This is a genomic window from Microcoleus sp. S13C4 (assembly GCF_036700865.1).
Taxonomy (GTDB): domain Bacteria; phylum Cyanobacteriota; class Cyanobacteriia; order Cyanobacteriales; family Microcoleaceae; genus Microcoleus.
The window spans coordinates 1-13,722 of the sequence record NZ_JAUBPS010000019.1 but is presented as its reverse complement, the minus strand read 5'-3'; the positions used below and the strand labels follow the sequence as shown (position 1 = coordinate 13,722).

Annotated in this window: 9 protein-coding genes; 5 read left to right on the top strand and 4 right to left on the bottom strand. The window is 48.5% G+C overall.

The window, feature by feature from the left end; translation table 11 throughout:
- Positions 1-40 precede the first annotated feature (40 nt).
- The 4 genes from QT996_RS10515 to QT996_RS10500 all read right to left on the bottom strand — a co-directional run bounded on the left by QT996_RS10515 (position 41) and on the right by QT996_RS10500 (position 4,953).
- Entirely contained in the window at positions 41-1,213 is a 1,173-nt protein-coding gene (locus QT996_RS10515) for a DUF4335 domain-containing protein (protein ID WP_333046400.1), read from the bottom strand.
- Between the two features lie 3 nt (positions 1,214-1,216).
- Positions 1,217-1,843, bottom strand: coding sequence for a DUF3038 domain-containing protein (locus QT996_RS10510; RefSeq protein ID WP_333046514.1), 627 nt, complete (start codon positions 1,841-1,843; stop codon positions 1,217-1,219).
- Between the two features lie 278 nt (positions 1,844-2,121).
- A complete protein-coding gene (locus QT996_RS10505) occupies positions 2,122-2,658 on the bottom strand; it encodes a hypothetical protein (protein ID WP_333046398.1) in 537 nt (178 codons plus the stop codon).
- 90 nt (positions 2,659-2,748) lie between these two features.
- Positions 2,749-4,953, bottom strand: coding sequence for a cation:proton antiporter domain-containing protein (locus tag QT996_RS10500; RefSeq protein ID WP_333046396.1), 2,205 nt, complete (start codon positions 4,951-4,953; stop codon positions 2,749-2,751).
- A gap of 435 nt (positions 4,954-5,388) precedes the next feature.
- Here QT996_RS10500 and rpsB point away from each other — a divergent pair, with 435 nt between their 5' ends.
- The 5 genes from rpsB (at position 5,389) to fusA (ending at position 13,524) form a co-directional block, all read left to right on the top strand.
- Positions 5,389-6,219 carry a 30S ribosomal protein S2 gene (rpsB, locus tag QT996_RS10495; RefSeq protein ID WP_333046395.1) on the top strand — a complete coding sequence of 277 codons (831 nt, stop codon included), beginning with the start codon at positions 5,389-5,391 and terminating at the stop codon, positions 6,217-6,219.
- A gap of 322 nt (positions 6,220-6,541) precedes the next feature.
- Positions 6,542-7,201, top strand: a complete 660-nt coding sequence (tsf, locus tag QT996_RS10490; RefSeq protein ID WP_333046393.1) for a translation elongation factor Ts — start codon at positions 6,542-6,544, stop codon at positions 7,199-7,201.
- 186 nt (positions 7,202-7,387) lie between these two features.
- On the top strand, positions 7,388-8,344 hold the full coding sequence (locus tag QT996_RS10485; RefSeq protein WP_333046391.1) for a hypothetical protein: 957 nt from the start codon (positions 7,388-7,390) through the stop codon (positions 8,342-8,344).
- A 136-nt stretch (positions 8,345-8,480) separates the two neighbouring features.
- Positions 8,481-10,994 (top strand): ATP-dependent DNA helicase RecG, encoded by a 2,514-nt coding sequence (gene recG / locus QT996_RS10480; protein ID WP_333046389.1) that lies wholly within the window; start codon positions 8,481-8,483, stop codon positions 10,992-10,994.
- A 445-nt stretch (positions 10,995-11,439) separates the two neighbouring features.
- Positions 11,440-13,524, top strand: a complete 2,085-nt coding sequence (gene fusA / locus QT996_RS10475) for an elongation factor G (RefSeq protein ID WP_333046387.1) — start codon at positions 11,440-11,442, stop codon at positions 13,522-13,524.
- Positions 13,525-13,722: the final 198 nt, after the last annotated feature.

Sequence of the window (13,722 nt, the reverse complement as noted above, 5' to 3'; positions counted from 1 at the left end):
AACAGTCAACAATCAACCGTTAACAGTCAACAATCAACCATTACCAAGGAGTGACTTGAACAGTGCCGTCTTGTGCAAAAACTACTCGGAAATCAGCCAGCGGTTCCGCAGGCGGCCTGCTGCCAACCGGCTTGTAAAGCAACTCCGACAACGGCGTTTCGGATCGATCAACTGCTGCCGAATTCTCGGACTTGTAACCGACAATTGCCCCGTCTTGGGCCACACTCACCCGATAAACCAACTCCGCATCAACCGGAGGCTGATTCTTCACAACTCCGCCAATTTGCTGGGAAAGTTTGCCCCTCAACAGCTCAATTTGCCCTGGATCGGTAATTGGCACGGCTGCTAAATCAGGGCTTGCCAAACCTGTAGCAACAGGACTGGGCGTGCTTTCCGGCGAAGTGTTCGACTGCGGTGTGGCGCTAGGTGAAGCGTCCGACTGCGGCGCGGGGCTCGGAGTCGGCGAACTCGATTCAGCGTTCGGAGTTTTATCCGCAGGCAGCAAACCGTCAGGCGCAGGCCTGGGATTGGGATTCGGCGAGCCAGATCCGCCCGGATTCGGCGTTCCCTGATTCTGGCCCACTGGATTGGGCTGCCGCACCGGATCTCGCGGACGCTGGACTTCGGGCACTGGCACCAAGAAAAACGCCATCGCCGCCAAAGCCAAACTCGACACCCCCACGACAGCAGGCAAACTCCGCTTCGCCAAAGGTTCGGCAGACTTGACGTAACGCTTGGAAATTGGGGTTAATTGCAGTGACAATTCCGGCAGCGTCTGCGTGTCGGCAAAAAACTGATCTATCGCCTCTACCAAGTCAAATAGCTGTACCGTCGTCAAATCAAATTTTGCCGACTGTTCTGTTTTTTGATCGATTTGGGTTGCGCTGCCTGTGGAGGCGGGTAGAACGGTCAACCGGTGCAAATTCCCGTCAATTCTGTGTAACTGCACCATACCCACATTCGGGCCGTAGCGATCGGGATAATGCACTCCGCTCATAAATTCTTGAGCGTAGCTGCTGACGGCCCTCACCAAGCTTTCAAAAAATTCCCGTCCCCCCGTCAGGGGCTCGCCGAGATCTTTCACATAGCATTCAGCGCTCATTAGTATGGAAAGCACCGGCCGTATATCTAACTGGCTGGCTGCCGATCCATCGCTTAACCCTTCTAGAACCAGGGTGCAATTTGGCAGACTGTACTGACGCCTAATAGTCATTTTTTATTCAAGTTCTCCATCAAACAGGCTAACCCAGAAGCGCTGCATTCCGGCTGTGCCTGTACAAAATAGCAGTTTGCTCAACAAGTTCAAAGCTAGTTCGTTGAGCTTGTCGTCGGAATCGTAAGCTGCAACTAGCGATCGCTTGGGGTTCATGCGTGATCGAAAGTGAGCTCGAAAGCGTTCTAAATACTCCGCCAGTGGCAAGTGCTGGTTGAGGGGGATATTTCTCGATCGCAACTGCTGCGAGTCTAGCAGCAACTGCCGAATTGTCGCGGTTAACTTACGCGCCATATTGCAGGCGATCGCCACCAGCGCTTTTGCCTCCACAATGGTAAGCGAGCGGCGCTGGGTGTAGCGTCTTAGCGGGTTAGTATTACGCATCAGCCAAAGGGCAACCCGATTTTTGATAATTGATTCCAATTCCAGGTCCTTTGACACGGCCAGCATTTCTTCGGCACCTCCGAGATACAAGGCTTCGATCGCCAGCAACATCAAGTCAATTTGCAATCTGGCTCGGCGGGGACATCCCCCATCGGAGGGCGATAAGTCTGGCAAACTGTCTAAAATTAACGGGTTTGACTGGGTAAGCGAAGTTTCTGACGGCATTAATATCACGGCAACATCCATTCCAAACAAACTATACGGGCACGGGGGGTCTTGAGCAAGACAAATTCTCAACCAAGAACTTCTCTGGGATACTTTATTTTTATCATTAACTTTTAGGTATATTTTCAATTTAGCAGCAACCGACCGTCGCGGGCGAGTTCCGGTGGCGGGACTTCGATCGCCCACTCCCCCACCCCGCCGCCGCTTTGTGATTCCTTGCTTCATGAGGGGAGAAGGGGAGAGTCGGAAAGCGACAAAGAATTACCCATTTCCCATCTCTTATTTCCTATCGGGATCGATCAATGTTCCGCCTTCTGGGGTTTCGCCACTGCTGCTCTTTGAGCCGTAAAATCACTAGCCGCTGCCCCAGCGGTAAGACTAATTTTTCCCCTGAGGCTTTCTTGCTCGACAATTCCGCGCATTTTAACAGAACTGTTTTGACCGGTTGCTGTGGAGTCGCTGCAACCGGCTAAATTAGGAACCGCACCCGACAAGTTCAATCCTTGAGTTTCCCACTTACCAAATAGAGAAGGTTTCTCCTCGGCTGTTTTTTCCCTGCCCTCTCTGCTGCCCGATCGCAAATTACCGCTCAGATAAACACCCGATTGCTCGATTGTCAATACCAAGGAATCAGATTTCAGACATTCGGGCAAACTTTTAGCATCGAAGCGATAATTTCCCGCAATTGCCGGGGCTGCCTTTAAATTTGTTTCGCCGTAAGCACTCACTACTTTAAACAGCAGCGCAACTAAGCCGATCGTAATCCCGTAAAATGTCAGCGATTTGAGCCTTAAATGATTCATCATCTTGGTAATTAATAATTGGGCATTGGGCATTGGGCATTGGGCATTGGGCATTGGTACTAACTCACAAATAACCAATAACAACTGCCAACAGTCAACAGTCAACAGTCAACCATCAACTGACTACCTTTGAGGAAGTACCGACGCCAAGTGCGATCGCACTTTAACGTAGCACCGGGCAATCAGCAGCGAAGAATGACACTGCACAGCCAATTCATCAGTATACTGTCCCAAAGTTTGGCGCTCAATTCCCCACTCCCGACTCGTACCCGCAATCGTCAAATCAGCATTAGCAGAAGCCGCAATCACTGCTTGAATTGGCTCAGCAGCCTCCACAATCGGAGTTTCAATGCGCGATCGCACCTCAACCGGCAACTGATCCATCACTCGCTGAAAATCATAACTCAGCTCGTTTCCAGCTTCCCCGTCAACCGCCACCCGCAGCACCGTCAAACGGCGTTCCTCGCTATTAACTAACAATCTCAGCGCCAATTCTAACCCCAAATCATCGTGAATGTTTGCCGCGTAAGGTACTAACAAGTTATTCAACCTTTCTCGGCCTCTATCAACAAAAATTGCTACATCCACCTTTGCGTTGCTGAGAATTTGACCGACACGTCCTCCCAAACGGTTGCTGCTAAAAGTAGGCCTGTGCCATCCTACTAAAATCAAATCCGCGCGATCGAGCTCCGCAATTTGTGCCGTTTCCCGCGCTACATCATTAGTAATCCGAATGATAGGATGTACAAATTTGCGCGCCTCCGGGAGTTCCAAACTCTCGATCAATTGTGATAATTGCGAGCGGCGCTCTTGAATAATGCGATCGGCTTCCGCAGGGGTACTTTTAAAGGCATAGTCCTCATTTAATTCTATCAAACTCAGAGGATGAACCGCCGCCGACTGTAAATCGTCACCACCCATACCAGCGGCCGGCTGCGCCAGCGCTACCGCTAGTTGCAGTAAACCTTTCTGCGTGCTGGGATTGGCAACTGGTAATAAAATTCGATAAGTGGGCAGCAATTTTTGACCTGTTTCTTCCCTGCTACGGGCAATTGGTGAATCTTCTAATTCTGAATCCTCAGAGCTAACTTCTGAAATATCTAACCGAATTAACCGTTTGGGATAAGTCCACTCCAACAGAGGCGAAGTCATAAAAGTTGTGACTAAAGCCATGATGACTAACATCGTAAATAGCAGCGGCGAAATTACGCCCAAGGAAAGACCGATATTCAGCACAATTAGTTCAGTCAAACCACGAGTATTCATCAGCCATCCCAGCGCTGAAGCTTCGCGGTTGCTGATGCCACAAACTCTGGCAGCAACGTAAGTGCCGACGTATTTGCCGACAATTGCCACTCCCAAAACTGCGGCGCACAGCAGCCACAATTCGGGACTATTGAGCAGGCCGATTTGAGTACGCAAACCGCTGTAAGCAAAAAAGACTGGCAGCAGAAATATCAGGACAAAATCTTCGGTTTTCTCAGCTAGTTCTCGGGTTAATCCCGCATTTTTCGGCATGGCGACACCCAGCAAAAATGCACCGAAAATTAAATGAATGCCGATCAATTCAGTAATTAAGGCAGAAGCTACAACTCCCATGTAAATTCCCGACAGCACTAACTGTGTTAATCTGCCGGTGCGGTTGTAGTGCTGGGAAATGTGCTGCAACAACCAGCGGACTACAATCAGCATGAAAGCGATGTAAATTAAAGATGCAAAAATGGTCGGCAAAGCGCCGATCATGGAGTTAGTTCGAGTAACGGCGATCGCCACCGCTAACAAACACCACGCCGTTACGTCATCTACCGCAGCGCAAGTCAAGGCAAGCGTCCCCAATTTTGTATTCTGCAAGTTGTGCTCTGTAATAATTCTTGCCAGCACCGGAAAAGCAGTAATTGACATCGCAGCGCCTAAAAACAAAGCAAAGGCAGTAAAGGAAACGCTATTATTTGAAACGATGGGATACAGCAGCAGCGCTAGCAAGCTTCCCAGAGAAAACGGCACTAAAATGCTGACGTGGGAAGTTAAAATCGCGATATCTAAATTGCTTTTGAGATACTTCGGATTCAGTTCCAAACCAACCAAGAACATGAAAAATATCAGCCCCACCTCAGACAGCACGTTGAGGAAGGGAACGGCTTCGGCTGGAAAAAGTGCTGTTGCTAGATCGGGTGCAACTAAGCCAAACAGAGAAGGCCCGAGCATAATTCCTGCTACAATTTCTCCAATGACTTGAGGTTGTTTAATAGATCGAAATCCTAAACCGACAAGTCTCGAAAGTGCGATGACAATTAGAACTTCAAGCAGGACGAGAATGGGGATGGGCATGGCATTTTTAGCTTTGGGATTTTTGCGGATCGAGAGGGCACAGCAGTAAAGCCGACAGAATTGGCGAGCGAAAAAAATGGATACCAGCTCGATCGAAGGTAGAAGGCACAAGAGGCGCACCAACAACGCCATTCTCTCACAAGCGAACAAAGGCTTTGGCCACCTCCCACCTAGATTTTTCGTTTTTAAGAAGCGCTTGCGAGTAACTCTAACCGCATCGTGCACACCCCGCACCCAACCCGCCCATTAAATCTCACATCCGGGTGCCACGCCAACCCTACGGATATCAGATTGTCAGAAAAAGTAGCGCGCGCTGTGATAAACTAGAAAAGTTGTTTAAATTCGCACATCCGGGTTTTCGGGTGTTTCGAGGGCGCAAACCTTCAGAAATACGACCGGGTGGAGGATTAACCCGAATCAGGAGTTAAAAATACAATGCCAGTAGTCAGTTTGGCTCAAATGTTAGAGTCAGGGGTTCACTTCGGACACCAAACCCGCCGGTGGAACCCGAAAATGGCTCCCTACATTTTCACAGAGCGCAACGGGGTTCACATCATCGACCTCGTGCAAACCGCTCAGCTTATGGAAGACGCCTACGAGTACATGAGAGTGGCCTCGGAAAAAGGTAAAAAGTTTTTGTTCGTTGGTACGAAGCGCCAAGCTGCCGGGATTGTAGCCCAAGAAGCTCAACGCTGCGGTGCTTATTACGTCAACCAGCGCTGGCTGGGGGGAATGCTCACCAACTGGACCACGATTAAGTCCCGCGTGGAGCGCCTCAAGGATTTGGAGCGCCGCGAGGAAATCGGCGCCCTAGATTTGCTGCCGAAAAAAGAAGCTTCGGTGCTGCGCCGAGAAATGACCAAACTCCAGAAATATCTGGGCGGGATTAAATCTATGCGGAAGATTCCCGACGGAGTGGTGCTGGTAGACCAACGCCGCGAGTATAATGCGGTGTTGGAATGCCAAAAGTTGGGAATTCCGATCGTCTCTCTGTTGGACACCAACTGCGACCCGGATTTGGTTGACATTGCGATTCCGGCTAACGACGATGCTATTCGATCGATCAAGCTGATTGTCGGCAAGTTGGCTGATGCCATCTACGAAGGTCGTCACGGTCAGCAGGGCGGCGACTCTGAGGAAGACTACGACTACGAAGGTGGCTACGAAGGCGCTGAATATGATGTCGAAATCGAAGAATTGGATGACCCCGATTATGTAGATCCCGACGACGCCGCTGAGGCCGAGGGCGAAGAAACCGAGAGCTAGTATGGCCCTCGGAATCTGACACCAGGAAATTAAAAATTAAAGATTGAAAATTAAAAATAATTATTATTTTTAGTTGGATATTTTTAATTTTTAATTGTACATAGCACGAGTCTAAGTCATTAGTAGAGCTCTGGCAAAAGCATTCATTGTGTCAGGGCCAGAATTAATTCTGGCCCTACACCTACAAAGTCGGTACTAATATCGACTGGGTATTTCTTCACTCTGGTCTAATCATTAACATTAAAATTAGTGACTAATGACTGATGACTAATGACTGATGACTAATGACTAATAACTAATTTTGATTGGGAACTTAAAGAAGATGGCGGACATATCTGCAAAACTTGTTAAAGAACTGCGCGAAAAAACTGGCGCGGGCATGATGGACTGCAAAAAAGCCCTCGTTGAAAACGAAGGCAATATGGAAACATCCATTGAGTGGCTGCGGAAAAAAGGTCTGGCTTCGGCAGGTAAAAAAGGTGGACGAGTTGCCTCAGAAGGGCTTGTAGGCAGCTACATTCACACGGGCGGCCGCGTCGGCGTGCTGGTGGAAGTTAACTGCGAAACAGATTTTGTGGCACGTCGCGAAGAATTCCAAAAGTTGGTGCGGGATATTGCGATGCAAATTGCAGCTTGCCCGAATGTGGAATACGTGAAAGTTGAAGATATCCCCGCCGAAGTTGTCGAAAGAGAAAAGGCAATTGAAATGGGCAAAGATGACTTGGGCAACAAGCCGGACAATATCAAAGAAAAGATTGTTCTAGGGCGGATTGAAAAGCGCATGAAAGAGTTATCTTTGATGGATCAGCCTTTTATTAAAGATCAGAATATCTCGGTGGAAGAGTTGGTGAAACAAACGATCGCCCAAATTGGAGAAAATGTCCAAGTGCGCCGCTTCGTGCGTTTTGTCTTGGGCGAAGGCATTGAAAAGGTAGAAGCTAACTTTGCCGATGAAGTGGCAGCCCAAATGGGTGCTCAATAATCCCAAATTAAGATTTAGAATTAAAAATTAAAAATGTGAAAAATCAATTTTTTGCATTTTTAATTTTTAATTTTTACAAGACTTATGGACAGACTATATTTGTAGGGCCTGCAGTGCACACCTTACTACAGATAGCGTAAGGATTTAAAACCTGCGTAAGTCCTATTTTAATTTTATACGAGAGATATGGTGCGACCAAGAGAGCGAATAGAGCAAGATTTGGCAGGACTCGAAGAGGCTTTAGCAGCCTTGAAGTTGGAGTATAGCAATACCTATGAAGGTTATTTAAATGCGTTGGGACAAGCGGTGCGGCAGCAGTTAATTTTGGCTTGCTATCACCTTTGCACTCAAGCAGTACCGGATTCGTTTCTCAAGTTGTCCTTCGATGGGCGGCAAAAAATGCAGCAGTCTGTAAGGGCTTTGGCTGCGGCGTCGGAGGAAAAATTGCGATCGCTGGTGAGTGAATCAGAAACAGAGGAAGAAATAGAGGAAGAGGAAGACGAAGACGAAGAGGAAGACGAAGACGACTTCGACAAAGACGAAGAGGAAGAGGAAAAAGAGGAAGACGAAGAAGACGAAAAGGAAGAAGACGAAAAGGAAGAAGACGAAAAGGAAAAAAACCAAGTTTCGGCGATTAACTATCTATTTTCATTGGCAAATTATCAATTGCCAAGTGCCAATTCCCCAGAAAGTTTGGCACGCTGGCAAAATAGTATTGAAAAGTCGATCGTTCATATACTCAAGCTGCTTTCTCGCGACACCAACCGCTTGCTGCAACAGTCGGGAATCTTGCCGAGTCAATTGCCAGAACCCGTTCTAGAAGCTGCTTCTGGTGCTGAATCCTCCGGCGATAGTGTTGCTGGGCCTCCTAACTTATTAAACTTAATCATTGAAACCGACGCCTCACCAGCATCGCGAAAATTGGCAGCAACCTTTGGTAGTAGGGCGCTGCACATTACAGCGATTAAACTGCGACTGTCGGAAATAGAGTTTGCCGATGCGGGAACCTCGGCTTGGCGACAGCAAATTCGTAACCTGTCTGTAAAGTTGAACTCGCTGGGCCGCGATTATCAGAAAAAGCAGCGGGAGCTCGCTGTGGTGGAGGCTGAGTCGGCTTGGCGATCGAGTTGGTTTGAAGATTAGTCAGTTGTCAATTGACAGTTGTCAGTTGACAGTTGTCAGTTGTCAGTTGTCTGGAATTCTTGAGCTATGATTAATAACTAATGACTAATGACTAATGACTAATTACTAATGACTGATGACTAATTACTAATGACTGATGACTAATAACCAACCAGAATGGCAGCGATTGCAAAAAGCTCTTTCAGTAGAAGCCGATCGCGGATTTAACGACATCCAAGGCAGTCAATACCGCTTCAGCGAGTTTCTGGGCCTGAGTTTGAGACAACTTGCAGGTTCTGTGGCCGCTTCTGCGCGCGATCGATCCAGACAACTAGCCGCTGAATTTGACATCTACCCTCAGAAAGATCTCGAACAGCGCCAACATTTGATCGCCATTACGGTCAGTTTTCTCAGGCAAATGGAGCAAGTTTGGGAACAAGAAACTCGCCACCAGGAAGAACCCGCAGGACAAGTCAGACCCGCAAACGCTAACGCTTCTGAACCTAGCGCCCCAGCACTTTCCGTTCCCCGAACTGCACCCCTGAATACAGCACCCGCCCCACCAAGCCTGACTCTCGACCAACAGTTAACCCGCGTCACCGGCATTGGCCCCGCCAACGGCAACCGCCTGGTAAAACTGGGTTTATACACTGTATATGACTTGCTTTACTACTATCCACGCAACCACATCGACTATGCAAAGCAAGTACAAATTCGCGAGCTAATAGCCGGGGAAACAGTCACTTTAATCGCCGAAGTAAAGCGCTGCAATTGCTTTTCTAGTCCGAAGAATAAGAAGTTAACCATATTAGAAGTAATTTTAAAAGACCGCACCGGAGAAATAAAAATAAGTCGTTTTTTTGCAGGCCCTCGCTACAGCAATCGCGGCTGGCAAGAATTCAAAAAGCGCGAGTATTGTACTGGTGCGGTGCTAGCAGCTTCCGGGTTGGTGAAGCAGGGTAAATATGGAATTACTTTAGAAAATCCTGAGTTAGAAGTATTAGACGACTCCGGCGGTGCGATCGAATCAATGAAAGTCGGCCGCCTGATACCAGTTTATCCGCTGACGGAGGGGGTGGATGCTGGTTCGGTGAGGCGATCGATTTTGGCTGCAATGCCGGCGGCGAAAATGTTGCCCGAATCGCTACCAGAGGATTTGCGCGAGCGTTACGGTTTAATGGGTTTAGCGGATGCCGTGACTAATATTCACTTTCCCCTCGATCGAGATTGTTTGGCCGCCGCCCGCCGCCGCTTAGTTTTTGACGAATTTTTCTACCTGCAATTAGGACTTTTAAAGCGCCGCCAAACCCAAAGGAAAGCTCAAGCTAGCGCAGTCATCATTCCTAGCGGTAAATTGATCGAACATTTTTATGAAATCTTGCCTTTTGCGTTGACTAATGCTCAGGAAAGAGTAATTAACGACATCCTCAACGATTTAGCTTCGTCCCAACCGATGAACAGATTGGTGCAAGGCGATGTCGGCGCCGGCAAAACCGTAGTAGCCGTCGTGGCAATGCTAGCAGCAATTCAATCCGGCTATCAAGCCGCTTTAATGGCACCGACAGAAGTTTTAGCAGAACAGCACTATCGCAAATTGGTAGGTTGGTTTAACTTGATGCACTTGTCTGTTGAACTGTTAACTGGTTCCACAAAAGTAGCCAAGCGCCGCGAAATTCACAACCAATTAGAAACCGGAGAATTGCCTGTTTTAGTGGGAACTCACGCGCTGATTCAAGATACGGTGAATTTCCATAAATTGGGTTTGGCGGTAATTGATGAACAGCACAGATTCGGTGTGCAGCAGCGCGCTAAATTGCAGCAAAAAGGCGAAGCTCCCCACGTTTTGACGATGACGGCAACTCCCATTCCCCGGACGCTGGCACTGACGCTGCACGGGGATTTAGATGTGAGTCAAATTGATGAACTTCCCCCCGGCAGGCAGGCGATTCAAACAACTGTACTGTCTGCCAAAGAACGCATCCAAGCTTACGATTTGATTCGGCGGGAAGTGGCTAGCGGGCGTCAAGTTTATGTGGTGCTGCCGCTGGTGGAAGAGTCGGAAAAGTTGGACGTGCGATCAGCAATTGAGGAAAAAGAGAAACTTGAAAAAAGTGTATTTCCTGAGTTTAAGGTGGGTTTGCTGCACGGTAGAATGAGCAGTGCCGACAAAGATGAAGCAATTTCTAAGTTTCGGGACAAAGAAACCGATATTTTAGTATCTACTACTGTGGTCGAAGTAGGGGTGGACGTGCCGAATGCCACGGTAATGCTGATTGAAAATTCCGAGCGTTTTGGACTGTCGCAACTACACCAGTTGCGGGGTAGAGTCGGTCGAGGCAGCAATCGTTCTTATTGTTTGTTAATGCCTGGTTCCAAAACAGCGGAAGCTATGCAAAGAATGAAGGTTTTAGAACAATCTCAAGATGGCTTTTTTATTGCAGAAATGGACATGAGACTGCGCGGGCCGGGCCAGGTTTTGGGAACTCGGCAGTCAGGTTTGCCAGATTTTGCTTTGGCGAGTTTGGTGGAGGATCAGGAAGTTTTGGAGTTGGCGAGGGCCGCAGCTCAAATGGTAATTGAGAATGATGAAAGTTTGAATCAGTGGCCGGTGGTGCGGGATGAGTTGGAGCGGAGATATCAGCGGATGATGAGCGGGTCGATTTTGACTTAGATATTCCTGGACGCAGCAATTTGGTTTTTTTATAGCTATCTTGAAATTATCTGCGTTTATCTGCGTAATCTGCCTTACATCTGCGGTTCCGTATTAATCAAAGATTTATGCAATCTTATCTAATATTTTGGTAGAAAAACCCGGTTTCTGACCACCCGTGCGTCCAGGACTATTTGCTCAATGAGTTCCTCAACCGAACCTAATTTCTGAGAAGATTTTGCCCTTTGTCTGGGTTATTTTAATGAGTTGTCAGGCTTGCAGCACTTATTGAAGCAAGAATCCTTCGCAGGAATGACGAGAAAGTGTCAAAATTAAGATAGTCCTGCCAGAAACAGGGAAAAGGAAATCCGGCCTGTACTGGCCTTACCGGGCAACATTGATTCCTCGCTTGTCACGCTTGCAGGTGGTCGCCGACGGTTCGTCGCATTTAATCTCAACAGTAATTATGAAAGATCTCACTCGTTATCGAAATATCGGCATCTTCGCCCACGTAGATGCTGGCAAGACCACCACAACAGAAAGAATCCTGAAACTGACAGGTAAAATCCACAAAATTGGTGAAGTTCACGAAGGCGCGGCGACTACTGACTTCATGGAACAGGAGCAAGAGCGCGGGATTACGATTCAGTCCGCTGCTACCACCTGCTTCTGGAACGAGCATCAGCTCAACATCATTGATACTCCGGGACACGTCGATTTTACGATCGAGGTTTACCGTTCTTTGAAGGTTCTCGATGGTGGCATTGGTGTATTCTGCGGTTCGGGTGGAGTTGAACCGCAATCTGAAACCAACTGGCGCTACGCTAATGATTCCAAAGTGGCTCGCGTCATCTACATCAACAAGCTCGATCGCACCGGTGCAGATTTTTACCGCGTTGTCAAGCAAGTTGATAAAATCCTCGGAGCTAAACCGATGGTGATGGTATTGCCGATCGGTATAGAAGAAAAGTTTTGCGGCGTAGTCGATTTGCTGACCCGCAAAGCCTGGATCTGGGATGATTCCGGCGATCCGATGAACTATCAAATTAAAGATGTCCCCGCCGATATGGTCGATGATGTCGAAACTTGGCGCGAACAGTTGATCGAACTGGCCGTCGAGCAAGACGACACTCTGATGGAACAATATCTCGAAGGCAACGAGCCGAGCATCGACGACCTCAAGCGCTGCATTCGCAAAGGTACTCGCGATCGGGCATTTTTCCCCACCTACTGCGGCTCATCGTTTAAAAACAAAGGCGTGCAGTTGGTTCTAGATGCCGTAGTTGACTACCTGCCAAACCCGATGGAAGTCACACCGCAGCCAGAAGTCGATCTCGATGGCGAGGAAACCGGCGAGTTTGCGATCGTCGATCCCAACCGACCATTGCGGGCACTCGCGTTTAAGATCATGGACGATCGTTACGGTGCTCTAACCTTCACGCGCTTGTACTCCGGTACTCTGTCCAAGGGCGACACCGTACTCAACACCGCCACAGGCAAGACCGAGCGCATCAGCCGTTTGGTGGAAATGCACGCCAACTCTCGCGAAGAAATTGAATCGGCCCAAGCCGGGGACATCGTGGCGATCGTCGGGATGAAAAACGTCCGCACCGGACACACCATCTGCGACCCCAAAAATCCCGCCACCCTAGAGCCGATGGTATTCCCCGATCCCGTTATTTCGATTTCGGTCAAACCGAAACAAAAAGGCGGCGAAGAAAAAATGGGAGCAGCCCTCACCAAGATGGTACAAGAAGACCCATCCTTCCACATGGTGACGGATCAAGAAAGCGGCGAAATGATTCTCAAGGGGATGGGCGAGTTACACCTCGACATCAAAGTAGACATTCTCAAGCGCACCCACGGCATCGAAGTAGAAGTCGGCGAACCACAGGTAGCCTACCGCGAGTCGATTACCAAGCGCCTCGAAGACGAATACACCCACAAAAAGCAATCAGGTGGTTCCGGTCAATTTGCCAAAATCGGCTATGTGATCGAGCCTGGTGAGGTTGGAAGCGGCTTCCAGTTTGAGTCAAAAGTGACTGGTGGTAGCGTGCCGAGAGAATATTGGCCAGCGGTCGAAAAAGGCTTTGAAAGCTGCATCGACAAAGGCGTCTTGGCCGGATTCCCCTGCCTAGATTTGAAATTCACGCTTCTAGAAGGCGGTTTCCACCCCGTTGACTCGTCAGCAATGGCTTTTGAAATTGCTGCCAAAGCGGCCTATCGGCAGTCTCTGCCTAAAGCAGGGCCTCAGTTGCTCGAACCGATTATGAATGTCGATGTATTCACTCCAGATGACTACATGGGCGACGTGATCGGCGACCTCAACCGCCGCCGGGGGATGATGAAATCTCAGGAAACAAGCCAGACAGGAGCACGGATCAAGGCAGATGTACCGTTGAGCGAAATGTTTGGTTACATTAGCGATTTGCGTACTATGACCTCTGGGCGCGGACAGTTCTCAATGTCCTTCTCGCACTATGCTCCTTGTCCGAATAACATCGCTGAAGAAGTGATTAAGGCGGCAAAAGAGCGTCAAGCTGCGAAGTAGTGCATTTGACTCCTGGTAGGTGCTATCTGGAGTCAAACAGAAAAATTAGATCCCCGCTTTTTGAAGAAATCGGGGATCTAATTTTTGTAAACTATCGGTTAGAATAAGTCAACAAAACATATTACTGTAGTTTAGACTAACTAAAGATGAGAACGGTGGTCCAAGAAAAACTAGAGCCACCGTTAAGGAGAGAATGAG

Excerpts from the sequence above, each read along its gene's own strand:
- tsf (WP_333046393.1), top strand. The coding sequence starts at position 6,542 with ATGGCGGACATATCTGCAAAACTTGTTAAAGAACTGCGCGAAAAAACT.
- rpsB (WP_333046395.1), top strand. The coding sequence starts at position 5,389 with ATGCCAGTAGTCAGTTTGGCTCAAATGTTAGAGTCAGGGGTTCACTTC.
- QT996_RS10515 (WP_333046400.1), bottom strand. The coding sequence starts at position 1,213 with ATGACTATTAGGCGTCAGTACAGTCTGCCAAATTGCACCCTGGTTCTA.
- fusA (WP_333046387.1), top strand. The coding sequence starts at position 11,440 with ATGAAAGATCTCACTCGTTATCGAAATATCGGCATCTTCGCCCACGTA.
- QT996_RS10505 (WP_333046398.1), bottom strand. The coding sequence starts at position 2,658 with ATGCCCAATGCCCAATTATTAATTACCAAGATGATGAATCATTTAAGG.
- QT996_RS10500 (WP_333046396.1), bottom strand. The coding sequence starts at position 4,953 with ATGCCCATCCCCATTCTCGTCCTGCTTGAAGTTCTAATTGTCATCGCA.
- recG (WP_333046389.1), top strand. The coding sequence starts at position 8,481 with ATGACTAATAACCAACCAGAATGGCAGCGATTGCAAAAAGCTCTTTCA.
- QT996_RS10485 (WP_333046391.1), top strand. The coding sequence starts at position 7,388 with ATGGTGCGACCAAGAGAGCGAATAGAGCAAGATTTGGCAGGACTCGAA.
- QT996_RS10510 (WP_333046514.1), bottom strand. The coding sequence starts at position 1,843 with ATGGATGTTGCCGTGATATTAATGCCGTCAGAAACTTCGCTTACCCAG.